A 23,227-nucleotide genomic window follows, 5' to 3' on the forward strand; every position below is an offset into this window, starting at 1 on the left:
TTTTTAATTGTATTCATGAAGGCTTGCGCCATTTTTCTATTCAAGTCAGTGGGTGGGCTTAGTCAGTGCCATCCCGAAAAATTGACCATGCCGGTCTAAGCGCAGAACGAAGAAACAGTGGTTTGGCCTTGTTGGGTGGCTACAGCAATTGCCATTCCTGTTATTTATTGACTTAGCGCTATCTCTATCATTGCACGAAGCAATCTTAATGCAATCGCTATTTGCGTTAAGTCGTAGCAAGAGGCTACAACCAGATTTTTTTACGCTTTATACTTAAAATGATCTTATCTTGTTCTGGCCTAAACAGGATCTCTTCTTTTGACAACCAAAGGCTAGGTTAGTGCCATCCCAAAAAATTGACCATGCCGGTTAAGAGTAGAACGAAGAAACAGTGGTTTGACCTTGCTAGGTGCCTACAGCGATCAATTGTAACAAGCAATAGCCTAGATTGTTTAAGCCCATCGCTCATTTTCCATCCTCCATCTTACATTTTTTCCATATTTTATTTATCTTCGTTGCATGTATCGCCTTATTAAACCAATATTCTTCAAATTTGATCCTGAAAATGTACACTACTTTGTAGTTAAACGGCTCAAATGGTTTAATGATAAGTTTCCATTAGGTAAAACAATTATTCGAAGCAGTTTTGATATCAACATTAAAGGGTTAGAAAAAGAAGTTTTTGGCGTTAAATTTAGAAATCCGGTTGGATTAGCCGCTGGCTTCGATAAAAACGGTGAATATGTTGAAGCACTTAGTAATTTGGGTTTCGGGTTTGTGGAAGTTGGTACAGTTACACCGATGCCACAGCCAGGAAATGATAAGCCCAGAATGTTTCGGTTACCAAATGATGAAGCTTTAATTAACCGGATGGGCTTTAATAATAAAGGGGTAGATGTAATGGCAGAACGTTTGCGGTTGCTAAAAGACAGACATCCGGAAATTGTAGTTGGCGGAAACATTGGCAAAAATAAAGCGACACCAAATGAAGATGCGGTGAGCGATTATATCAAATGTTTCGACAGACTTTTCGATGTGGTTGATTATTTTGTAGTGAATGTAAGTTCTCCAAATACGCCCGGTCTTCGCGAATTACAAGAGAAAGAGCCACTTAAAAAAATCCTCAATACACTTCAGCAACGGAACCGCAAAAACGATATTTCCCGTCCGATTTTGTTGAAAATTGCTCCTGATTTAACTGATGCGCAACTTGACGATATTATTGAGATTGTAGCAGAAACAAAAATTGCTGGCATTATCGCTACTAATACAACCATCAGCAGAGAAAACCTGGCTACCGAAAAAGATGTAGCAGGTGAAATGGGGGGGCTGAGTGGTAAACCTGTTAAAGAACGTTCGACAGAGGTGATTAAATATCTTTCAGAGAAATCAAACAAGGCTTTTCCAATCATCGGCGTAGGTGGGATTCATTCTCCAAAAGATGCAAAAGAAAAGTTAGATGCTGGTGCTTGTTTGATTCAACTGTACACGGGCTTTATTTATGAAGGACCAGGCTTAATCAAGTCGATTTGTAAATCGCTTATTAAATAAAGTATTTACAGTGAAGCCTTATTTTGATAGGCAATTGACCTTCATTAAATAGGAGATGACGTTCCTTCACGTTTTTTGATTTCTTTATTTACCTTTTTTAAGTGGGTTAAACTGTGAACTGCCGGCTGCAATCCACAAATCGCTACTGCTATTAATGGGTAATTTTGGGCTTTTATAGAAAGAATGATGGTTATTGCTGCTACAATAACCATGACAACGCCGAGACCAAGTACATCATTTTTAAACTCTCTTTTTTTAAAGTAGAGTTCATCTACATTAAGATCTGCCAGACTAATTTCTTTTGTTTTCATTTGATTTTTATATTAATAAAATACCTCATCGATATTTATGTGCGATTGATATTTATATCATTAAATAATGATCATTGCTTCTAAACTACTCTACATTACGCAATTTAATTTCCTGATCAACATGTTTCAAAGAAATGAAAATAGGTAAAAAGGGGATAAAGATGCCTCCTAAAAGAGTTAGTAACACGTAATTTTTTTTCGTTATGGCCAGATAACACAAAACAATTACGGCGATAAGACTAACAATGCCTAAACCTATCGCTGCACCAGCTATTTTTTTCTTTTTGTTTAACAGTTCGGCGGTAGAGACTTCTTCCAGTCGGTTTGCTTTTGTATTCATTGAGGCGTACTTTAAATTTGTTAAGCAAGATAAAAATCTTCACTCAAAAGTCCAAATTGTAGTGGAATTTATTGAAATTGTAAAGAGGAGTATACCAGGTCAGAATAAATCTTTTTAAAATAAAAAGGCATAAAAAAAGCATCCTTTGATCAGAAGGATGCTTTAATTTTTTTTAGAAAAAGTCTTTCTAAAAACTATCTTGTTAAGCCAGCTAAAACAGCATTGTTTTTAGCTAATTGATCGTTCTTAGGTTGTGCAGAACGGCTTCCTAACTCAATGTTAGTTGCTCTTTTTAAAAATGCTACCTCTTGGTGAGCTGTATTTTTATTTCTTCTGTCTTTTCTTTTTAATCTGGTAACTGCCATGGTAATAACCTTTTAATTATTTTATTTGTACAAATGGAGGTCGAGAGCGGATTCGAACCGCTGTAGAAGGTTTTGCAGACCTCTGCCTAGCCACTCGGCCACTCGACCTTGAAATTCAAGGATGCAAAAATAACAATTATAACTTACTCCGCAAATAATATCTCAATAAATATCTTTTTAATTTCTAACTCGCACTATTTCAGTGCAAAAAATTGCTGCACTTATGGCCACGTTTAATGATTCAGCCTTGCCAACCCGAGGAATAGTTACCGGCTGGTTAATTTTTTCAATCACCTCCGCTGAAATTCCTTTTCCTTCATTACCTAAAATCACTAAACCTTCATTACCCCAATGGGTTTTATAAATAGACTGACCATCTAATAAAGCGCCGAAAATAGGGATATCAATATCGATTAAAAATGCAGGCAGATCTTGATAAAAAATATTAACACGTGCTAAAGATCCCATGGTAGCTTGTACGGTTTTAGGATTATAAACTTCAACAGCATCCAGAGAACAAATTATATTTTCAAAACCAAACCAGTCGGCAGTTCTGATAATCGTACCCATATTCCCGGGGTCTTGAACCCCATCTAATACCAGTGTGAACTTATTTTTGAGTTCATTTTTAGCTACAGATTTAGTTTCTGGCATTTTCACTAATGCCAAAAAACCTTGTGGCGTTTGTAAAGTACTAATCTTACCTAATTCAGCGTTGTTTACTTCAAATAAAGTTATATTTGCAGGTAATTTGGGTAAAAATTGATATTGCTCACTAACGTAATAGATGGTGTCGATCTGGTAGTTGGATGTGATAAACTCTTTTATAGACTTTATGCCCTCAACCATGAACAAGCCGCTTTCTTTACGAAACTTTTTTTGATGTAATGATTTAATAAAACTAATCTGAGATTTTGAAAGCATACCAACCCTTTATATATTCTAAACTGAAAAGTCTTGCAATATTACTATTATTTATTGTTTTAATTCAAGCTTGTTCATCTACAAAATACATAGCAGATTATCAATCAATTGTTAAGAAAGTTACTATAGATAGTGTTGACAAGAGATTTGAAGAGCAGGCCTATAATTATGTTCAGAAGGATATCAGACCACCATCCGCCTTTAGTATTAACGTGCCACTATATAATTTCTTCAATACCAAAGATGGAAGATATAAAACGAACAACATCAGGCCCTTTGGTACTCCACCAGCAATTTTAGATAGTACGTTGGTTGAAATCTCCAGAAATCAGATTCAAAAGTTTTTAGTTGGTAAAGGTTATTTCGCGGCAAAAGTTAAGGCTGACATTAAGGTAAAGGATAAAAAAGCAGAAATTAACTTTATAGCTAATCAAGGTAAGCCATCATATATTGATAAAATATCGGATTCGATTCTCACTAAAAATGTAAACAATGTTTACGATAATGTTAAACCAACTTTTACCCGTTTACATAATGGTATGCAATATGATGTAGATTCGCTTACTTACGAGCGTGAGCAGATTTATCGCGTGATGAAAGAAAATGGATATTTTTATTTTCTAAGACCTTATGTAAATTTTGATGTGATTGAAACCGATAAGCCAGAAAAGGTTGATCTAAGATTAAACATTACTAACCCACCAAGCGGACCACATAAACAGTATAACATCGATTATACGCACATGCTGATTGCGCCTAGTCCCGATGGTTTTCCAGATTCGGTGAGAAGTAAATTAAGTAAAGACACCGTTGGTGGTATTATTTTTACCGATTTTTCTAAACGCTACAGAAGAAACCCGATAGTGAGGTATGATTTTCTAAAAAAGGGAGAGATGTTTGATATCAGGAATGAGAATTTAACTTTCGACCGTCTTTATGAATTGAATATTTTCAAAAATGTTAAAATTGATTATTATAACAAAGACAGTACATCGAATAAACTTATTCCAATTATTTTATTGACGCCACAAAAGGTGATGAGCAATCGTGTTGAAGGAGAGGTTCCTTTTAATGGCGGTACAGTGGGCTTCAATTTGAGTAATACCTATACCAATAATAATCTCTTTAGAGGCGCTGAGCGATTCGAATTGCAGATTAAGGGTGGTTTGCAATCCCGTATAGGAAACGGTTCAAAACCCTTCAAAGATATTTACCAACGTGATTTTTCGGTTAGTGCCAGTATCTCTGTGCCGAGATTAATCATTCCCTTTTATAATCCAGAACTTGGTGGAAACGGAATGCCTCATACCACTTTTTCATCCAGCTATATTTATGCCTTACAGAAAGACATTTTAACCCGTCGGATTTTAATTAACTCTATTACTTACGATTGGGTAGAGACGAAATCAAAACTTCACTCTTTTACACCATTCAATTTCGAATATAGATTTGGAAATCTCCAGACAGAAAATATAGATCTGGTTACGCAGCTTAATAATAGATATTATATTGATTTATTAGGTCGAAAAGATCTTACGTTAGGTATGAAGTATACTTATTCTCTTAACGCCGACAAGTTGCAACAACTAAGAAGTTTTATTTACTTCAGAGGTGCTATGGATATAGCGGGCAATATGCTACGCGTAGTTTCGAATCTTACTGGATCTAAGCATGACCCAAATAACTTCTTAGAAGGCAGTTCTACTTTAAGGGATTATGGAACCATTTTTGGCTTACCATACAATCAGTATATCCGGCCTGAAGTTGATATCAGGTGGTACAAACATCTAGGTGGCGATAGACAATTTATAGCACGGTTAAATTCTGGAGTCGGTTATGCTTATGGTAACTCTATAGCAATTCCATTTGAAAAAAAGTTTTTCGCTGGCGGATCTAATGGAATTAGAGCCTGGCAAGCCAGAACGTTAGGGCCTGGAAACTATAATCGTGAAGTGTTAAGTTCAGATGTCGAGCGTCAGGCACTATTTGGATTAGATCAATTAGGGGATTTAAGATTAGAAGCAAATTTGGAATATCGGTATACGTTGATGAAAAAATTTTTCGGAGCAACGTTAAAAGGTGCCGCATTTGTTGATATGGGTAACGTATGGAATTTAACTCAAAATCCTGAAGATCCTTATTCAGAAATAAAAATGTTCAGACTCAGCAAACTTGCACAGCAAGTGGCTATTGGAACAGGTGTTGGCTTTAGGTATGATGTTCAATATTTTGTATTCAGGTTTGATATTGGTTTAAAATTAAAAGATCCTCAATTTTTAGGGTCAGAGCAATGGGTAATCAGCAAGTTATTTTCAGGGGCTAAAGAATTCAAAAATAATTACAATGCTTCGCATGGTCCGGATACTTATCGTTTTGTACAATATAATTTCGGAATTGGAATGCCGTTCTAAGCGAGTTCATTAACTGAAGAGATCTTTGGTCGCAGGATTATCCTGAGGGTTTTTAAATGGAAATTCCTTATATGGCTGCCATTTTTTATCGATATGCTTGTAAACATAAAACCCGGAAACGGTAAATGTTCTCTTAAATTTTTTATCCTTAAAGGTATTAACGATTGATTCAAAAACAGGCGGTTTTACATCTTTGAAAGCCAGCGTTAAATGGGGGGTAAACTTAAAATTCTCTCTTTGAGAATCAAGTTTCAGCGGGGTTAGGGCTTTCTTAATTTGCCTTTGAAGATTCATTATACCAGGATTTTGTTCCGCCTCCAGGTAGAAGGTATGCTGGGGAAAAGCATTAAAATTTAAGAGTACCTGTGTGAAGGAATCTGTGAAAGCAGCAGTCGATAAGGCATTGAAAAACCTTTCCTCGGTATCTCGGGAAGTAATTTTAACAGGATTATAAAGTGTAATGTGTGCGGGGCGTTTCAATGATTCGTAAACTTTGAATTTGTCGGCAATGTAGTTTCTGATTTCATCAATATCCTCAATAATTGAAGTCGGTGGAATTAAGCAGATTAAAAACAGGTTCTCCATAAATGATAATGATTAATATCGCAAATTTATGATTTTGAGATGGGTTGCAGGTGTTTCGAGTTCGTTAATATGCTTGTTCCAAAGGGGGCTTTAGTAGATAAGGGCTGCAATTTATATCATAGATGTAATCAGCAGACTACCAATTCATTCGGGTGTCGTATTCAGACTTATATATTGCAGCTTTATCATTGAAGCGATCATATCAGGTATTATTCGGAATTATTTACTTTCCGATCAAACAACTTATTTGTATTATTGTTTATTAGTTGCCTTAAAGTTAGGCTTTTTAAACTAATTAATCATACATCTAAAAAACACTTAAACATGAAGTTTCCTATTAAATTACTAGTTGTGGCTGTAGCAATCTCATTTACGGCCTGCAAAAGTGGAAATAAAAAAGACAATGAAACTAAAACTAAAACAGAGTATGCAGATGCTGGTAATGATGATGCCAATGAAATTGTGGAATATAACAATGTTTTAGTCGGTTTAACCGATAAGAATAATGCATACCTAAAAAGAATGGATGAAAACTTGCAGAAATTGGCTAAGGGATTGGCGAATCCGAATGATCGATTTGCATTTATTGGCATAGTTTCGCCTTATTCCTCATCGGATTTAAGCCATTCAAAACTTAAACCAGAAACGCCACCATCAGCATTAAGCAGTGATGATCAGAAATACTTTAAAGAAAATGTGGCAGGTTTGAATGAGACACTTACAAAAATTAAGGACACCTATAAATCATTGGACGACTATATAAAAGCTGAAGATTGGAAAGATGACAAGAGCGCTAAAGGAAACAAGCTAATAGATTCCATTTATTCAATGAGTAAAACTTATTATAAATACGATGAGAATCTTTTAGCGAAACTTGAGGTAATTGGTGATGATGCAGAAAGAATTGTCCTGAAAACTCATCCTTTGAAGGAATATATCTTTGCGATGAAAGATGATCGGAAGGCAGTAGGGGACTTTAACAAACTGATTGTCGGATCCAAAAATTTTAAAGCAGATGAGGATAAAATAAAATCAGCTTACGAAGCTTTAGTGGCACAAAATACGAAGCATACAGAAATGGATGCGCCTGATGCTACAAAATTTCCAAGCAAGGATGGCTCTTTTAAAACTTTTAATGAAAGTTTTAAAGATTATCTGATTGAGGCTAAAAAAGCAATAAGAGATGCTTCGGCAGCTGGCAAATTAACCGAAGATCATGCCGAAGATTTGATTAGGAAATATGATTATATGCGTACCACTTATAATTATTTTGTAGACTAATAATTGGATAGCATATTTAGATTATTTTAATAATGATTGCGAAGGTTTTGCTGATTGGTGGCAAACCTACATTAGTCAATAATTGTCCCGCAGATTTAGGAGATCGTGCAGAAGCAAGGAGGAAAAATCTGCGAAATCGTTTTGATCTGCGGGCCAAAACATTTTAACCTAATGGTTGGTGTCTCACCAACCAGCCTAAATTTATCTCTTCGACTTGTTAAATTCTAAGAGCATAATGAGCAAAAAAAAACCGATGGTTTGCACCATCGGTTTAATATATATTGAAATTAATTACTCAAAATATTCTTTCATTCTTTCGAAGAAGCTTTTGTCGTTTTTACCAGGTTGCGGTTTAAAGTTAGGCGATTCGCGTAGTTTTTCTAATAGACTACGTTCTTCACTGCTCAATGCTTTTGGTGTCCAGATATTGATATGGATGATTTCATCTCCTCTATGGTAAGAATTTACCTCTGGTAATCCTTTTCCTTTAAGGCGCAATAATTTTCCACTCTGTGTGCCAGGTTCAATTTTGATTTTTGCCTTTCCGTCAATAGTTGGTACCTCAATGCTAATTCCTAATGCAGCATCGGCAAAACTCAAATGCAGATCATAAACAATATTGTTTCCTTCGCGTTTTAAAGTTTCGTGTGGCGTTTCTTCCACCAAAATAATTAAATCTCCCGGAATACCGCCATTTGGCGCTGCATTTCCTTTTCCACTCATGCTCAACTGCATGCCTTCACTGACACCCGCAGGAATGTTAATGGTAATGGTTTCTTCACCACGTACCACACCGTCACCATGACAAACTGTACATTTAGACGTAATCTGCTGGCCGCTACCATTACAAGTAGGGCAGGTAGATGCCGTTTGCATCTGGCCTAAAATAGTATTTGTAACGCGTCTTACTTGTCCGCTACCGCCGCAAGTACCACATGTACTTACAGAAGATTTATCCTTTGCACCAGAACCATCACAGGTTTTACAAACAATTAGTTTATTAACCTTAATTTTTTTCTCAGCACCATGAGCAATTTCTTCGAGGGTTAACTTTACTTTAATACGTAAGTTTGTGCCTTTCGATACCCTTCGGCCACCACGTTGCTGGCCACCGCCACTGCCGCCGCCAAAAAAGCTTTCGAAAGGATTATGTCCACCAAAAATATCTCCAAAGTTGCTGAAGATATCGTCCATATTCATATTACCGCCACCACCATAACCTCCTGATGCGCTACTGCCAACACCGGCATGACCAAACTGATCATAGCGTTGTTTTTTTTCAGCATTACTTAACACCTCGTAAGCTTCTGCAGCTTCCTTAAATTTATCTTCTGCAGCTTTATCGCCAGGGTTTTTATCCGGATGATATTTAATCGCCATCTTACGATAGGCTTTCTTTATCTCTTCGGCTGCGGCACTCTTGGTAACGCCTAGTACGTCGTAATAATCTCTTTTACTCATCTTCTTTTTAAAATGATTGAATTATTGAAGGATTGAATTATTGAATGTATAAACCATTCCATCACTCGCTCATTCTAAATTCAATAATTAATTTATGCTCCAACTACAACTTTAGCAAAGCGGATTACATTATCGTTAAGGGTGTAACCTTTTTCCACTTCATCAATTACTTTTCCTTTTAAATCGGCTGTGGGTGCAGGAATATTAGTAATGGCTTCGTGGAAGTCTGTATTGAAAGGCGCATTGATGCTCTCAACATCTTTTAAACCTTTTTGCGAAAGTGTATTTTTTAATTTTGTACTTACTAAAAGAATTCCTTCTTTAACAGGTGCCACATCTGCTGCAGTTTCCATTGCTTTTAAAGCACGGTCAAAATCATCTAACACTGGTAATAAAGATACAATTACGTCTTTACCAGCAGTTTGCAATAGTTCTACGCGCTCTTTTTGTGTACGGCGTTTGTAGTTATCAAACTCAGCATATAAGCGTAAATATTTATCGTTAAGCTGTTGAACTTCAGCTTGTAATTTTTCTTCTATGGATAATTCCGGCGCTTGTTCTGTCTCATTGACAGGAGCATCAGTATCCTCTACATTTTCAGCAGCATTTTCCGGTGTATTTTCAGGATTCATTATATTTTCGTCTTTATCTTTATTTTTTTTCTTATTAAACATAATATTAGGCTGAATTTTTTCTGTTAACGTCAACTATTTTGCCATTAACGTAAATCAGCCAAGCTGGCAGATTTATTTGAATTTAGCTGAACAGATTGACAGCGGATTTACAATTGTCGATTTTTAGCTATACGATTTTGGCAGAAACGAGATGGATGAACATAGAGTATAGCATTACGATTTTAGCTTTAGCATCAGCTTTTAAGTTTGATGCAAATCTAAAATCGTAATGCTGAAAATTTAAAATCTCTAAGCTATTTTAGCACCTTCGAGTATTACCCCATTTTCACATTTAATAATGCGGGATGGGAAGGTACGAATAATGTGATAATCGTGAGTAGCCATTAAAACTGCGGTTCCAGCCTGGCTAATTTGCTTTAAGAGGGTAACAATTTCCTCTGATGTTTCTGGGTCTAAGTTTCCGGTTGGCTCGTCGGCAAGGATAATCTCCGGATCGTTTAACAAAGCCCGGGCAATTACAATTCGTTGTTGCTCACCTCCGGATATTTCATGCGGCATTTTTTTAATTTTCGAACGTAAACCAACCTTATCCAACACATCTTTAATGCGTTCATTAATCAGTTTCGGATCATTCCAGCCAGTCGCTCTTAATACAAACTCAAGGTTTTTCTCAATGGTACGATCGGTTAGTAATTGGAAATCCTGAAAAACTACACCCAATTTACGGCGTAAAAAAGGCACCTGGCTTTCTTTTAAGTTTTTTAAATCAAAACCGGCGATGTTTCCTTCGCCGTTGCCAATGTGTAAATCGCCATATAATATCTTTAGTAAGCTACTTTTACCCGAACCTGTCTGACCGATTAAAAAGATGAATTCATCCTTTTCGATATGTAAATTTACGTTTGAAAGTACTAAGTGTTTCTGTTGAAAAACATCAACATTGCTTAAGTGAATTACTGCGTTTCCTGCCATTCTATATTTCTAATTTAGCAATTTGCCCAAAAGGCAAATTTTTAATCATTTCCATAATGTAATCTTGTTTTTCTGCCAGCCCTAACTTTTCTAAGGATTTATCTGGTCTGTCTACCCGAAAATAAGCCAAGAGCGTAAATTTTTCATCTCTTAGCTGTACATAATCAGGAATTTTGGCTATGCCTTTAACTTTTACGATATACATTGTTTTCAAAAATAGCTATTTAAGCTGAAAGCTGAAAGGCAAAAGACGAATAGGCTCTGCCACTTATCTCATTTAATTCAGCTTAAAAATCGTTAGGCCAGGGTATTTAAAAATTCAATTGTATTCACATTATCTGCATAATCCCAAAGTTTTGGATGCTGACTTTCTCCAAAATTGAAAGTTTGAACACTTAATGGTGTTTTAGTAATGATACACTGAATATTTTCGGCTTTTGTATTTAACTGCTCCTCTACAAATGTCAGGTTTTCATATTCCTGATAAAATAACACGGCCAGGGGAGAAGTTAAATTTTCATCTTCTTTGAGTAATAAAAATCCATTATCAAAGTGTTTTGCTGCATTTACCAGATAAATAGACTTGTTATAGTCATAGTTATTCTGATATTTAAAATGGTTGATAATGTTGCTATATTCCTCAATCCCTTCATAAAAGTTAGCAATGTCATATCCCTTCGGATAAAAAATCTTTGAAACGTTTCTGCAGCCTAAACCAAAATAGTCAAAAATATCTGCACCTAAGTTCTTTATCTCTTCAGGAGTTTCTGTTCCATCTAAAACAGCCACACTATTTCTATTTTTTCTGATAATATTAGGAACCTTGCTGAAATAATAATCAAAATACCTCGAAGAATTATTGCTCCCTGTGGCAATCACCGCATCAAAATCTTTTAGCCTTTCTACATATTCTATTTTATCCTGAAATGCAGGTTCAATATTATTAAGCGCTGCAATAACTGTTTTAATGAGTTTGTCATCAGATGAAGATAACTTGATCAGGGCAATATTTCCGGTAGCTAAAACACATAAAACATCGTGAAAACCAACCAAAGGAATGTTTCCGGCAAGGATTAAACCCACTTTTTTTGGCGAGGATGTGAAGCTGGCTGTTTTGAACCATTGTTCAACATCTTGATTATTTAACATCTCTGAGAAAGATAGTATAGACCGCTCAATATTCTCTAATGTAAACCACGCGTTGCTGTTTTGCACCTGGTAAATAGAATCTCCTAAAACATCAGTAGGATTAGCGAGCTTTTTGCCAAGTGCTTTAAATGCTATTATTGCTTTATCCTGAGTTAATACTGACATATTTAGAATTATTATTAATTGATTAAATCTTATCTTTGCAAGCGCAAAGGTAACTTAAGCAAAAGAATTAGACGAAGACATGGCGATTAAAATAACAGATGAGTGTATAAATTGTGGGGCTTGCGAACCGGAATGCCCTAATAACGCAATTTACGATGCCGGTACTGCCTGGCGTTTTTCTGACGGTACAAACCTGGAAGGTATCATTGATTTCGGTAATCAACAAATTGAGGCTGACTCCACACAAGAAGCAGTTTCTGATGAAGTGTATTACATTGTATCAGATAAATGTACTGAATGTAAAGGATTTCATGATGAGCCTCAGTGTGCTGCTGTTTGTCCGGTAGATTGTTGTGTGGATGATGAAGATATCCGCGAAACAGAAGAAGAATTATTGGCTAAAAAAGCTTGGTTACATCAAGAGGGTTAAGCTTAAGAAAATATAATGTGAAGGCGCTTTTTAGCGCCTTTTTAATTTAAAGAAATTTCATGATTTTCTGAATTCTTTCTTCTACACTAAAATCTCCTCTAATTTCCAATGCTTCCTTATTCAAACCCTTTATCCAGTCTTCGTGTACTTGTAAAGATCTACCTTTAAAGCCAGATGCCTTTGGATCAATATCATATTGGGCTGCCCATTCTATAAACTCATTATACTTTTTGATGCGGTCAGGATCATCATAAATGGCTGATCCATATCTTTCAAACTCTCTTTCTTTCAGTCTCCTCATTCTCACTTCAGGTGGAATCCAGAGAAATACAATCAAATCAAATTCGGGAAATACATTGTTGCCCCAACTTACGCTTGAGCCACCAAAAATCCAGTGATTTGTTTTCGATAAAGCCGTTTTAATAAGTTGATTTCTTTCATCAGGATCGCGTTTTGATATAAAAGGTGGATCCGTAGGCAGCCAAAAATACTGATCACTATCGAAATAGGGGATATTTAATTTCTTTGCGAGTGCAATGCCAAGAGTGGTCACGCCTGAAGCAGAAGCTCCAAATAAATGAATTTTCATTTTGTTTGATTGGAAAACTTAATCTCAAACATCGCATTTATTTGGGACATTCCAAAAGGTGAAAAACAGGTTTACAGGCAAATGGCACTTCTTTGCAAAATCAGATTCAATATTATCCTTTAGATTTTAAATCATTTCCAATACCTCAATTATTTAGCATCTTGATAAATTAATGCTTTAAACTGATTAGGCAATTGTCCGTGAGATAATGGTGATTGTTGAACGTAAATTTGTGCTGTCATTTTCTTTTTAGGGTCTACCCAATAAGTTGAACCAAAAAATCCTCCCCATCCATAAGAACCTGCTGTTTGTCCAAGTTTTTTGCTTCCCTTATCCGAAACAATTTCAAAGCCTAAACCAAAATAGTTATCTCCAAATGGGATATTGCCAATTTGATTTTTCGTCATTAAGGCTACACTGTTTTTTGATAGAATTCTTTTACCCTTGTATTCGCCGCCGTTTAAAAGCATTTGCAAAAAGATTCCATAATCTTTAGAGGTAGAAACCAAGCCAGCGCCACCTGCAAAATAACCATTCTCATTGATGGGGTAATTGATGGTTGATCCATTTACTGCGCCATCTTTCCAGGGTTTAACTTCCTTGGTTTTTGAATCTTCGGTATAAACGGATGATAATCTTGACTGTTTATTTTTAGGCAAAGCGAAATAAGTGTCGTTCATACCCAGCGAAATGAAAATTCTCTGTTTAAAAAACTGATCAAGATTTAAACCTGAAGTTACTTCCACTAACCTGCCTAATACATCCATTCCCAAGCTATATTGCCATTTTTGGCCAGGGTCAAATGAGAGTGGAAGTTTACCTAATTTATCAATATCGGTTTTTAGGTTTTTTTTATGATTAACAAATCCTGCTGAAATATCTGCCTTTGCATAAATGGCCTGCATTTCAGGTGAGCCAATTTGCGCATATCCAAGTCCGGAGGTATGGGTGAGCAATTCACGAATAGTGATTTCGCCTTTTGCAGGCCTGGTGGTATAAGTGGAATCTTTCGGGTTGAACTTATCTAAAATAGTAGGGTTTTTAAAGGTTGGGAGGTAATTGGAAATGGGATCATCCAATGAAAATTTTCCTTCCTCCAATAGCATCATTACCGCAACACTGGTAATCGCTTTGGTTTGTGAGGCTATTCTTAGAATGTCATCAGTTTTAAATGGTCTTCCCACCTGATTGCCAAATGCCTTGTTGTAAACCGTTTTACCCTCAATAGAAATGTTTGCGGTAATTCCTTTTATCCAACCGCTATCCAGGTATTGTTTAAAGAGTTGATCAATTTTGTTGAGTTTCTCTTTAGAAAACTGATTGCCGTTTGTTTGTGCTTGCAAGGCATTGAATGTCAGCAAGACAAACAATACCGACAGGGAAAATAGTTTTTTCATCTGTTTTATATTTCTTTATTCAGCTACATCCCACTTATTCGGAATAATCAGCACAGGGCAGGCAGATTTTCGTGCTACGTGTTCTGCCACACTTCCCATTAAAAAGTGGTATAATCCTGTTCTGCCATAGGTTCCAATTACAATAAGGTCAGAACCCCATTCGTCAGATTGTTGGATAATGCCATGTGCAGCGGTATCTACTACACTTAGATAGGTTGTTGGAATACCATTACCATATTTATTTTCGATTTCTTTTAATAAAATATGGCTGTTTTCTTCACTGTTATCGTAGGTTTCTAGAAATACAGGAGCCAGCGTTAAGTCGGGATTTACATTTGCCGGAACGGGTTCTATAATATTCACCAGCGCCACCTCTGCCTGAAATTTTTCGGCCATGTCGTAACCAGTCTTCGCTGCTTTTTCCGAACAGGTACTATTATCAACCGCAATTAATATTTTCTTAAAATTCATAATTAGTAGATTAAATGATCATCATAAAAATAACAATTTTATGCTCAGAATGTTATGCAATAGCCGTAATTTATTAGTTTTACTCAATCTTTAACAAGTATAACAGATGGAAAATCAATATGGGATTTGCAGGGTCGCTGTAGCGCCTTTAAGAGCAGAACCTTCAGATCGGGCAGAAATAGTATCGCAGCTTTTATTCGGCGAACAGGTAGAGATTATCCAGAAAGATGAGCGTTGGTGGTTAATCCAAAACGGTTATGATGGTTATCAGGGATGGATGGATTTTAGACAGCTGGCAGCTATCACTCAGGATCAATTCGTAGACCTGCAAGATTGCAAGTTATTGTCTCCGCTAAGTTTTAATAATGAGCTAATTGCTGCTGATGGCAGTATTTATCATTTGAGCCCTGGGAGTAATTTGCCATATCTTGCTGATGGACATTGTTATGTAGGTAAAGAGAAATTCAGGTTAAACTTTGAGCCTCATGATCGTGCAGAGAGCGATTTTAAAAGTCAGGTTGAAGCAACGGCTAAATTCTTTCAAAATATACCGTATTTATGGGGAGGTAGGCACTTGTTCGGGATGGATTGCTCTGGCTTTGTGCAAACGGTTTTTAAACTATTGAATATCAAATTAAACAGGGATGCTTCGCAACAGGCAGAACAAGGTGAACTGGTTGGCTTTTTAGCAGAATGCAGACCTGGCGATGTGGCATTCTTTGACAACGAAGAGGGGAAGATTACTCACGTCGGAATCATGTTAAGCCCTAATGAAATCATTCATGCTTCTGCAAAGGTAAAGATTGATCCGATAGATGATCAGGGGATTTTTAATCGGGAATTAGGAATTTACAGTCATAAGTTAAGGATTATTAAACGTTTTGTGGAATAGCTTTTTACATCTAAACGGTAGAGAAATCATTGTAAATTTCGTTATATTTGTTAGTATCAATATTTAGCTTATGGAGCCTAAAGTTAGGAAAATGGCAATGATTGTGCGTAAATTTAACATGTATGAACATGATCAGGCGGCTGATGATTTAAACTATTGGCTTTCTAAATCTCTAGTTGAGAGGATTTCCGCAGTTACTTTCTTAGTTAATCAAACGCTAAAACCAGGGCAAAAAATGGATAAAACAAAATTTAGAAAAATTATTGTTCAAAAATGATCATTTCTGAAGATTTTGAGGATTTTCTAAAATTTTTAAATCATTACAAAGTAGATTATATCGTTGTTGGCGGATAAGTCTTAATTTTCTATCTCCCAAACCATTACTTTTCTGTCATCGCCAGTTGAAATCAAAAACTTTCCATTATTGCTCCACATTATTTTATTGATGGAATGTGTATGGCCGATTCCTGCTTTTTCCAAACTTAGAATTTTATATAGTTTAAAATTTTCTGCATCCCAAAGTTTAATGCTTTTATCCTGACTGCTCGTGGCAAAATAGGGTAGGGTAGGGTGAAAAGCAATATCGTATATCGTAAATAGATGTGCTGGAATGGTTTGCAATAATTTATAAGTAGGCAAGCCCCAAACCTTCAGTTGTGCATCTCTGCTGCCAGAAATCAAATATTTTCCATTCGGATGGTATGCTAAAGAAGTTACGGGTAAAGTGTGTCCTTCCAGATTTTGCTTTAAACTGTAATCGGCAAGATTGTAGATTTTAATTAAATGGTCCTTACATCCGAATGCAATTTCAGTTTCGTCGGGCGAGATCGCAATTGCCCTAACGGTATCATAAGCAGCCTGAAAACGATAAATTTCTGTGAAATCTTTGAGCGACCAAACGGCAACTGAACCATCTTCGCCAGTAGTTAATAGTTCGTTTTTGCTTTTAACCGTTTGAATATTGAAGATGGGCTTGGTATGAGCATTTATCCTTATCGTTACTTTTTCTTCTTTGAAATCATAAACACTAAAAGCGCCACTGCGTTCTCCAATAAAAAGCTGATTGTTATAATAGTGAAGGTGATAAACAGAGCTCTGTACAGGCATTTTAACCTTTACAAAAGCCATTGTTGCCAGTGACCATTCTACAACACCTTTATCATTCCCAGCACTAAAAAATATCTCTTCCTGATCTGAATTAGCTAAAGCATATACAGGATTCTGATGACCGGAAAGGGTTTTATAGTGTTTAAGCATTGGTGTTAGAGGTTGTGAGTTACAAGTTGCGGGTTAAGTTGTAGATAGTTTAGAAAATTTCTAATTCAATTAGTAAATCAATAATTGGATTTCTAAAGAAATAAAGAGGTACTATAATAAATAATGTCAGTAAAAATGATTTTGTCCTTTCAATTTTATGTTTTTTTAGATTAATTCCCATCAAAATAATTAAAGTTAAAATGATAAAAATTATGGCACCCCACTCGCCAATAAATACATTAATTGGTAAAGCCTCAATTCTTGCTGATTCAGCACCTTCCCCATAAGCGCCCCAATAAATAATAGGAATAAGTAAGATGTATGATAAGAAACATGTCAAAGTAGAAATTATAAATACCAAAAGAAAATGCCAAATTTTGGTTTTAGAGTTTAAAATGGTGCTAAAAATATCTATCATTTCTTAAGCGGTTTGACCGGTAACTTACAACTGGTAACTCGCAACTTATTGATGTCTTTTCTCTAAATTTTTCGCAATATCCTGAATGGATAAACCTTTTTCTTTCAATAAAAATAGCAGGTGAAAAACTAAGTCAGATGCTTCACCTATTAATTCCTCTTCCGTTTCAGCAAGTGCAGCAATTACCGTTTCAACTCCTTCTTCGCCAACTTTCTGCGCAATTTTGTTTAAACCTTTGCTGCGCATTTTGTTAATGTACGAGCCTTCGACAGGGTTTTCATAGCGATGATTGATGATGTTTTCCAGTTCAAAAATGAAATTCTGATTAAACTCAGTTTTAAAGCAACTGCGGCTACCCGTGTGGCAAGTCGGGCCAACGGCATCTGCTTTGATTAAGATGGTATCATTATCACAATCTATGTAAAGTTCTTTTACGTAAAGAAAGTTATTGCTGGTTTCTCCTTTTGTCCACAAGCGGTTTTTCGAGCGGGAAAAGAAGGTTACTTTACCTTCATCTTGCGTTTTTTCTAAAGCTTCCGCATTCATATAGCCTAGCATTAGGACCTCCAGGGTTTTATGGTCCTGAATAATTACAGGAAGTAGGCCAACTGTTTTATCCCAATCAAGGGATTGTATATCGATATTCATTTTTATGATGTTGCCATCATTGCGAGGTACGAAGCAATCTCTAGCAAAATAGATTGCTTCGTGCCTCGCAATGACGAGTGTATTTAGTAATTTATAATCTTACGGGAATTCCATGTCCTCGCAACTCTTGCTTCAAATCAGGTATCAGGATTTCGCCATAGTGAAATACAGATGCTGCGAGTGCGGCATCCACATTGGCTTTTTGGAAAACTTCCGTAAAATGTTCCATACTTCCTGCACCACCAGAAGCGATGATTGGGATGTTGATCATTTGGTTAACCCGTCCTAACAAACCGCAATCAAAACCGGCTTTTGTACCGTCATGATCCATTGATGTTAACAAAATTTCTCCTGCACCTAAATCTTCTGCCTGTTTAATCCAGTTTTCAGTTTCTAATTCAGTGATTAATCTTCCACCATTTAAGTGAACCATGTTTTTGCCGTCAACAAACTTTGTATCTACGGCTAAAACTACAAACTGAACACCAAAGGTTTTTGCCAATTCTTCAATCAGTTTTGGATTTCTAACTGCGGCAGAATTGATGCTGATTTTATCTGCACCAGCATTCAATAAAGCTTCTGCATCGGCAATTTCTGTAATTCCGCCACCAATAGTAAATGGAATATTGAGTTGCCTTGCTACAGACTTTACCATCTCAATCATCGTTTTACGACGTTCATGTGTGGCGGTAATGTCTAAAAAGACCAGCTCATCAGCGCCTTGCTGCGCATATTGAGCAGCCAGTTCTACAGGATCGCCGGCATCGCGTAAATCAACAAAGTTTACACCTTTTACCGTACGACCGTCTTTTACATCGAGACAGGGAATTATTCTTTTACTCAGCATCTGCTTGGTTTTTCGTCATTGCGAGGCACGTTAACATATTTGGGCGCTTTAGGCTCATCGTCACCCTGAATTCATTTCAGGGCCTTTTTGCATTAAAGATGCTGAAATGAATTCAGCATGATGACCGCTTGAGCATTGCGTCGAATTATTATACTAATCATTGGGTTATATGCTTGTAAGCGCCTTCAAATTCCATTCTTTAATCTCTTCAACGGTAATTCTATCTTCATAGATTGCCTTTCCAACCACCACACTTCTAATTGGGTATTTCGCCAACTCATCAATATCTTCCATTGAACTCACACCGCCTGATGCAATTAATTTAATCATTGGAGAATGCTCCAGCAGTTTTTTATACAATTCAACAGCTGCACCACCTAACTTTCCATCTTTACTAATATCGGTACATAAGAAGCGGAAGAAACCTAAAGCAAGGCATTTATCTACGTAATCCATTAATTTGATTGGTGAACTTTCCATCCAGCCAGAGTATTTGATCACTTCATCCAACACATCGATAGCAATCACAATGCGGTTTGCATAATCGTCTTTTTTGGCGAAAGCCTCACTCAGTTGTTGTAAAAAATCCGGGTTGGTGATGGCCTGGGTGCCTACGATCACGCGGTGAATTCCTGCATCAAGCAAATTGGTTACCTGCTCAATAGTCCGGATGCCACCACCATACTGCACTTTCATTTCCGTTTTTTTAATGATTTCGAAAAGTGACTTTTGGTTACTGAAATCACCTTTGGCGCCATTCAAATCAATAATATGGATAAAATCTGTTCCATTAGAACGGTATTTTTCAATCATTTCGGCGATTGAAACATCGTACTCAGTTTTTTGGTTGTAATCACCTTCACGCAGGCGAACCACTTTACCATCCAAAATATCAATAGCAGGAATTATGTACATATTTTTAAGTTAAAAGTTAAAAGCGAAAAATTAATATTCAGGATATGTAAACTCAAATCTAAATTTTGAGATCTCCTCCATTCAAGTTTGAAAAATTTTTTAATATCTGTTCACCAGCTTTACCCGATTTTTCGGGATGGAACTGAACGCCATAAAAATTATCTTTTTGCACTGCTGCTGAGAACCTTAATCCGTATTCTGCAGATGCAATGTCAAAAGTAGGGTTATATTCAATAAAGTACGAATGCACGAAGTAAAATTGTGTATTATCTTCAACGCCCTCAAACAGGCCGTTGTTATTTACACTAATTGCATTCCAGCCCATATGTGGGATCTTAATTTTCAGTGATTGATCAAACTTTTTAGTCTTCACCGGAACAATTGCTAAAAGTTCTGCATCGCCCTCTTCAGAATGCTCAGTGATTAACTGCATGCCCACACAGATGCCCAAAACTGGTTTCGTTAACGCTTTGATGGCGGCAACTAACCCCGTATTCTTTAATTTCTCCATCGCTGCACCTGCGTGACCAACACCAGGAATGATGATATGGCTGTATTTTTCCAAATCAGCTTCAGTATTTACCATTCCGTATTTTACGTTCAAGCGCTCTAAAGCTGCGGTAAGGGAAAAGATATTGCCAGCGCCATAGTTTACTATTCCTACCCCCCGGCCCCCTGAAGGAGGAGTTGAAGTGCTATAGTTCATATCAGTTTGCATAACTATTTACAAGATTAGTTGTCATCTTTTTTACTTGGTATTGCTATTTTCACCTTGCTTATAGCTCCCGTGAAGGGGAGTTGAAGTGCTATCGTTTAACTCCTCTGCTCCTAAAGTGGAATTTGAATTTCCAAAGTTCATATTTTGTGTAATTCTTTTAAAACTTTATTTATGCTATTTCCTTCTTGACCGATTTATGCTATTCCCTTTTCGCCTGCTCCCCCTTTAGGGGGCTGGGGGGGTTACAACACCCCCTTGGTACTCGGTAACACCATTTTCTCTGCATCACGTTTGATGGCCATTTTAATCGCTTTTGCAAAGGCCTTAAAGATAGCTTCAATTTTATGATGTTCATTATCGCCCTCAGCTTTAATGTTTAAATTGCATTTAGCTGCATCGCTGAAAGACTTAAAGAAATGGTAAAACATCTCCGTAGGCATATCGCCAACTTTTTCGCGTTTAAATTCAGCATCCCAAACAATCCAGTTTCTGCCGCCGAAATCGATAGCCACCTGTGCTAAACAATCATCCATTGGTAAGCAGAAGCCATAACGTTCAATCCCAAGCTTATTGCCCAAACCTTTAGCAAAAGCTTCACCAAGTGCAATCCCGGTATCTTCAATGGTATGATGTTCATCAATATGTAAGTCGCCTTTAGCAATAACTTCCAAATCTACGCTTCCGTGTCTGGCAATCTGATCAAGCATATGGTCGAAAAAGTTTAAACCCGTTTCGATTTTGGCTTTTCCTGTTCCATCTAAATCCAGATTGATGGTAATATCAGTTTCATTGGTTTTACGAACGTGGTTAATTTTTCTACTGCCGGCTTTAAGCAAGTTGTAGATATCTTCCCATTTCTGCGTCTCCAGGATAATAATATCTAATAAGGTCTCATGCTTATCTAAAGCTTCTGTAGAACCCAGCGCATCATTTTGACGAAGAAAGATCGCTTTTGCACCTAAATTCTTTGCCAACACCACATCATTTAACCGATCGCCGATTACATATGAATTTTCCAGATCATAATTTCCCGTTAAATATTTTGTAAGTAAACCAGTGCCTGGTTTGCGGGTAGGCGCGTTATCTTTTGCAAAAGTTCTGTCGATCACCACTTCACTGAAATGCACGCCCTCACCAGCAAAAGTATCCAGCATAAAATTATGGATCGGCCAGAAGTTCTCTTCAGGATTTGATGGTGTTCCAAGTCCATCCTGGTTAGTCACCATTACCAATTCATAATCCATCTCACTAGCAATTTTTGAAAGGTAATAAAGGGAACGCGGATAGAATTTTAATTTTGCAAAACTGTCTACTTGTTCATCATCTGGCTCAATGTTTAACGTTCCATCCCGATCGATAAATAATACTTTTTTCATGATATGTTTTTTAGCACATTTAATAAATGATCATTCTCTTCTTTTGTACCTACAGTGATGCGTAAACATCCTTCACATAATGTCACTTTTGAACGATCGCGAACAATGATTCCCTGATCGACTAAAGTGTTATAAATTTTACTTGCATCGGTTACGGCTGCCAAGATAAAATTAGCATCAGATGGGTAAACTTTTGTTACGATTTCCAGGCTGTTTAATTCGGCTGAAAGTCGTTCTCTTTCTGCAACAGATTCTTTGATCCAATTGTTCACTTGAGCAATGTTTTTTATTGCCTCAAAAGCTAAATCTTGTGTAGCCTGATTGATGTTGTATGGTGGCTTAATCTTGTTCAAAACATCGATCACTTTTGTCGAAGAAAATGCCATACCCAAACGCAAAGCAGCGAGCCCCCAGGCCTTAGAAAAAGTTTGCAAAATAACCAGGTTTCCGTACTCGGTTAACTCCTGAATAAAGGTCTTTTGTTTTGCATAATTAATGTACGCTTCATCGATCACAACGATGCCTTTGAAGTTGGCTAAAATCGTTTCAATATCAGTTCGGTTAATTGAATTTCCTGTCGGATTATTTGGCGAACAAATGAAAATTATTTTAGTGTTTTTGTCAATCGTTTCTGCAATTTTTTCCAGATCTAATTGGAAGTTTGGAAGCAGGTTTACTTTGCGAATTTCTACATCATTTATATTGGCAGAAACTTCATACATTCCATAGGTTGGAGGAAGAATAATTACGTTATCTTTTCCTGGATTACAGAACGCACGATACAACAAATCGATGGCTTCGTCACTACCATTTCCAAGGAAAGTATTTTCAATAGGTACGCCCTTAATTTTACTTATAGCATCTTTCAAATCCAATTGTAATGGATCTGGGTAGCGGTTGTAATTTGCAGGTAAAGGGGAACCATAACTATTCTCATTGGCATCCAGAAATATTGATGCCTGACCTTTAAATTCGTCCCTTGCTGTAGAGTAGGGGCGAAGGTTTTTTATATTATCTCTTACTAATTCGTTGATGTCCATTTTTTTTAAGGTAAAAGGTAAAAGCTGAAAGGTAAAAGGGATAGGCATGGGGCCTTAAGCTTCTACTTTATTTCTTCTA

27 protein-coding genes and 1 tRNA gene are annotated in these 23,227 nt (G+C 36.6%); 6 read left to right on the forward strand and 22 right to left on the reverse strand.

Annotation, left to right across the window (positions count from 1 at the left end):
- Nucleotides 1-519: 519 nt before the first annotated feature.
- Nucleotides 520-1,551, forward strand: a complete 1,032-nt coding sequence (locus tag ACN1CD_RS15780; protein WP_419131352.1) for a quinone-dependent dihydroorotate dehydrogenase — start codon at nucleotides 520-522, stop codon at nucleotides 1,549-1,551.
- A 44-nt stretch (nucleotides 1,552-1,595) separates the two neighbouring features.
- Here the strand turns inward: ACN1CD_RS15780 and ACN1CD_RS15785 are convergent, their stop codons facing one another.
- From ACN1CD_RS15785 to ACN1CD_RS15805, 5 genes are all read right to left on the reverse strand, one after another.
- The gene (locus ACN1CD_RS15785; RefSeq protein ID WP_419131353.1) at nucleotides 1,596-1,862 is read right to left on the reverse strand and encodes a hypothetical protein; all 267 of its coding nucleotides are present in this window, start codon (nucleotides 1,860-1,862) and stop codon (nucleotides 1,596-1,598) included.
- Between the two features lie 85 nt (nucleotides 1,863-1,947).
- On the reverse strand, nucleotides 1,948-2,202 hold the full coding sequence (locus ACN1CD_RS15790) for a hypothetical protein (RefSeq protein WP_419131354.1): 255 nt from the start codon (nucleotides 2,200-2,202) through the stop codon (nucleotides 1,948-1,950).
- A gap of 194 nt (nucleotides 2,203-2,396) precedes the next feature.
- A complete protein-coding gene (locus ACN1CD_RS15795) occupies nucleotides 2,397-2,567 on the reverse strand; it encodes a spore protein (protein WP_154282140.1) in 171 nt (56 codons plus the stop codon).
- Nucleotides 2,568-2,601: 34 nt separating this feature from the next.
- Nucleotides 2,602-2,675: transfer RNA gene (locus tag ACN1CD_RS15800), tRNA-Cys, on the reverse strand.
- A 69-nt stretch (nucleotides 2,676-2,744) separates the two neighbouring features.
- Nucleotides 2,745-3,491, reverse strand: a complete 747-nt coding sequence (locus ACN1CD_RS15805) for a TrmH family RNA methyltransferase (protein WP_419131355.1) — start codon at nucleotides 3,489-3,491, stop codon at nucleotides 2,745-2,747.
- On the opposite strand from ACN1CD_RS15805, the gene ACN1CD_RS15810 reads away from it, so the two are divergent.
- Nucleotides 3,482-5,902, forward strand: a complete 2,421-nt coding sequence (locus ACN1CD_RS15810; protein WP_419131356.1) for a BamA/TamA family outer membrane protein — start codon at nucleotides 3,482-3,484, stop codon at nucleotides 5,900-5,902. The two genes, ACN1CD_RS15805 and ACN1CD_RS15810, sit on opposite strands and share 10 nt — an antisense overlap.
- A 9-nt stretch (nucleotides 5,903-5,911) precedes the next feature.
- Here ACN1CD_RS15810 and ACN1CD_RS15815 read toward each other — a convergent pair whose 3' ends face one another.
- Nucleotides 5,912-6,487, reverse strand: a complete 576-nt coding sequence (locus ACN1CD_RS15815; protein WP_419131357.1) for a 2'-5' RNA ligase family protein — start codon at nucleotides 6,485-6,487, stop codon at nucleotides 5,912-5,914.
- Between the two features lie 324 nt (nucleotides 6,488-6,811).
- Here ACN1CD_RS15815 and ACN1CD_RS15820 point away from each other — a divergent pair, with 324 nt between their 5' ends.
- A complete protein-coding gene (locus ACN1CD_RS15820; RefSeq protein ID WP_419131358.1) occupies nucleotides 6,812-7,768 on the forward strand; it encodes a hypothetical protein in 957 nt (318 codons plus the stop codon).
- Between the two features lie 291 nt (nucleotides 7,769-8,059).
- Here the strand turns inward: ACN1CD_RS15820 and dnaJ are convergent, their stop codons facing one another.
- From dnaJ to ACN1CD_RS15845, 5 genes are all read right to left on the reverse strand, one after another.
- Entirely contained in the window at nucleotides 8,060-9,229 is a 1,170-nt protein-coding gene (gene dnaJ / locus ACN1CD_RS15825; protein WP_419131359.1) for a molecular chaperone DnaJ, read from the reverse strand.
- Between the two features lie 92 nt (nucleotides 9,230-9,321).
- Nucleotides 9,322-9,903: a nucleotide exchange factor GrpE gene (locus ACN1CD_RS15830; protein ID WP_419131360.1), complete on the reverse strand. Its 582-nt coding sequence runs from the start codon at nucleotides 9,901-9,903 to the stop codon at nucleotides 9,322-9,324.
- Nucleotides 9,904-10,152: 249 nt separating this feature from the next.
- Nucleotides 10,153-10,836, reverse strand: a complete 684-nt coding sequence (locus ACN1CD_RS15835; protein WP_419131361.1) for a cell division ATP-binding protein FtsE — start codon at nucleotides 10,834-10,836, stop codon at nucleotides 10,153-10,155.
- A gap of 1 nt (nucleotide 10,837) precedes the next feature.
- Complete coding sequence (locus tag ACN1CD_RS15840; RefSeq protein ID WP_154282148.1) at nucleotides 10,838-11,041, reverse strand: fructose-6-phosphate aldolase; 204 nt, start codon at nucleotides 11,039-11,041, stop codon at nucleotides 10,838-10,840.
- A gap of 92 nt (nucleotides 11,042-11,133) precedes the next feature.
- On the reverse strand, nucleotides 11,134-12,150 hold the full coding sequence (locus tag ACN1CD_RS15845; RefSeq protein WP_419131362.1) for an acyl-CoA reductase: 1,017 nt from the start codon (nucleotides 12,148-12,150) through the stop codon (nucleotides 11,134-11,136).
- A gap of 79 nt (nucleotides 12,151-12,229) precedes the next feature.
- On the opposite strand from ACN1CD_RS15845, the gene ACN1CD_RS15850 reads away from it, so the two are divergent.
- Nucleotides 12,230-12,580 carry a 4Fe-4S dicluster domain-containing protein gene (locus tag ACN1CD_RS15850; RefSeq protein WP_419131363.1) on the forward strand — a complete coding sequence of 117 codons (351 nt, stop codon included), beginning with the start codon at nucleotides 12,230-12,232 and terminating at the stop codon, nucleotides 12,578-12,580.
- Between the two features lie 46 nt (nucleotides 12,581-12,626).
- Here the strand turns inward: ACN1CD_RS15850 and ACN1CD_RS15855 are convergent, their stop codons facing one another.
- The 3 genes from ACN1CD_RS15855 to ACN1CD_RS15865 form a co-directional block, all read right to left on the reverse strand.
- Entirely contained in the window at nucleotides 12,627-13,169 is a 543-nt protein-coding gene (locus ACN1CD_RS15855) for an adenylate kinase (RefSeq protein WP_419131364.1), read from the reverse strand.
- A gap of 149 nt (nucleotides 13,170-13,318) precedes the next feature.
- The gene (locus tag ACN1CD_RS15860) at nucleotides 13,319-14,566 is read right to left on the reverse strand and encodes a serine hydrolase domain-containing protein (protein ID WP_419131365.1); all 1,248 of its coding nucleotides are present in this window, start codon (nucleotides 14,564-14,566) and stop codon (nucleotides 13,319-13,321) included.
- A 15-nt stretch (nucleotides 14,567-14,581) separates the two neighbouring features.
- Nucleotides 14,582-15,037: a universal stress protein gene (locus ACN1CD_RS15865; RefSeq protein ID WP_419131366.1), complete on the reverse strand. Its 456-nt coding sequence runs from the start codon at nucleotides 15,035-15,037 to the stop codon at nucleotides 14,582-14,584.
- Between the two features lie 106 nt (nucleotides 15,038-15,143).
- On the opposite strand from ACN1CD_RS15865, the gene ACN1CD_RS15870 reads away from it, so the two are divergent.
- Both ACN1CD_RS15870 and ACN1CD_RS15875 read left to right on the forward strand, forming a co-directional pair.
- Nucleotides 15,144-15,929 (forward strand): NlpC/P60 family protein, encoded by a 786-nt coding sequence (locus ACN1CD_RS15870; RefSeq protein ID WP_419131367.1) that lies wholly within the window; start codon nucleotides 15,144-15,146, stop codon nucleotides 15,927-15,929.
- A gap of 70 nt (nucleotides 15,930-15,999) precedes the next feature.
- A complete protein-coding gene (locus ACN1CD_RS15875; RefSeq protein WP_419131368.1) occupies nucleotides 16,000-16,206 on the forward strand; it encodes a hypothetical protein in 207 nt (68 codons plus the stop codon).
- Between the two features lie 80 nt (nucleotides 16,207-16,286).
- On the opposite strand, the gene ACN1CD_RS15880 is transcribed toward ACN1CD_RS15875, so the two are convergent.
- The 8 genes from ACN1CD_RS15880 to hisC form a co-directional block, all read right to left on the reverse strand.
- Nucleotides 16,287-17,186, reverse strand: coding sequence for a WD40 repeat domain-containing protein (locus ACN1CD_RS15880; protein ID WP_419131369.1), 900 nt, complete (start codon nucleotides 17,184-17,186; stop codon nucleotides 16,287-16,289).
- Between the two features lie 49 nt (nucleotides 17,187-17,235).
- Nucleotides 17,236-17,604 carry a hypothetical protein gene (locus ACN1CD_RS15885; protein ID WP_419131370.1) on the reverse strand — a complete coding sequence of 123 codons (369 nt, stop codon included), beginning with the start codon at nucleotides 17,602-17,604 and terminating at the stop codon, nucleotides 17,236-17,238.
- Nucleotides 17,605-17,649: 45 nt separating this feature from the next.
- Entirely contained in the window at nucleotides 17,650-18,252 is a 603-nt protein-coding gene (gene hisIE / locus ACN1CD_RS15890; protein WP_419131371.1) for a bifunctional phosphoribosyl-AMP cyclohydrolase/phosphoribosyl-ATP diphosphatase HisIE, read from the reverse strand.
- A 91-nt stretch (nucleotides 18,253-18,343) separates the two neighbouring features.
- Nucleotides 18,344-19,099 (reverse strand): imidazole glycerol phosphate synthase subunit HisF, encoded by a 756-nt coding sequence (gene hisF / locus ACN1CD_RS15895; RefSeq protein WP_419131372.1) that lies wholly within the window; start codon nucleotides 19,097-19,099, stop codon nucleotides 18,344-18,346.
- A 165-nt stretch (nucleotides 19,100-19,264) separates the two neighbouring features.
- Nucleotides 19,265-20,014 (reverse strand): 1-(5-phosphoribosyl)-5-[(5-phosphoribosylamino)methylideneamino]imidazole-4-carboxamide isomerase, encoded by a 750-nt coding sequence (hisA, locus tag ACN1CD_RS15900; protein ID WP_419131373.1) that lies wholly within the window; start codon nucleotides 20,012-20,014, stop codon nucleotides 19,265-19,267.
- A gap of 58 nt (nucleotides 20,015-20,072) precedes the next feature.
- Entirely contained in the window at nucleotides 20,073-20,720 is a 648-nt protein-coding gene (hisH, locus tag ACN1CD_RS15905) for an imidazole glycerol phosphate synthase subunit HisH (protein WP_419131374.1), read from the reverse strand.
- Nucleotides 20,721-20,974: 254 nt separating this feature from the next.
- Entirely contained in the window at nucleotides 20,975-22,108 is a 1,134-nt protein-coding gene (gene hisB, locus ACN1CD_RS15910) for a bifunctional histidinol-phosphatase/imidazoleglycerol-phosphate dehydratase HisB (protein ID WP_419131375.1), read from the reverse strand.
- On the reverse strand, nucleotides 22,105-23,148 hold the full coding sequence (gene hisC, locus ACN1CD_RS15915) for a histidinol-phosphate transaminase (RefSeq protein WP_419131376.1): 1,044 nt from the start codon (nucleotides 23,146-23,148) through the stop codon (nucleotides 22,105-22,107). The genes hisB and hisC overlap by 4 nt, the downstream gene beginning before the upstream one ends.
- Nucleotides 23,149-23,227: the final 79 nt, after the last annotated feature.

This window comes from Pedobacter sp. N23S346 (assembly GCF_048515415.1).
GTDB lineage: Bacteria > Bacteroidota > Bacteroidia > Sphingobacteriales > Sphingobacteriaceae > Pedobacter.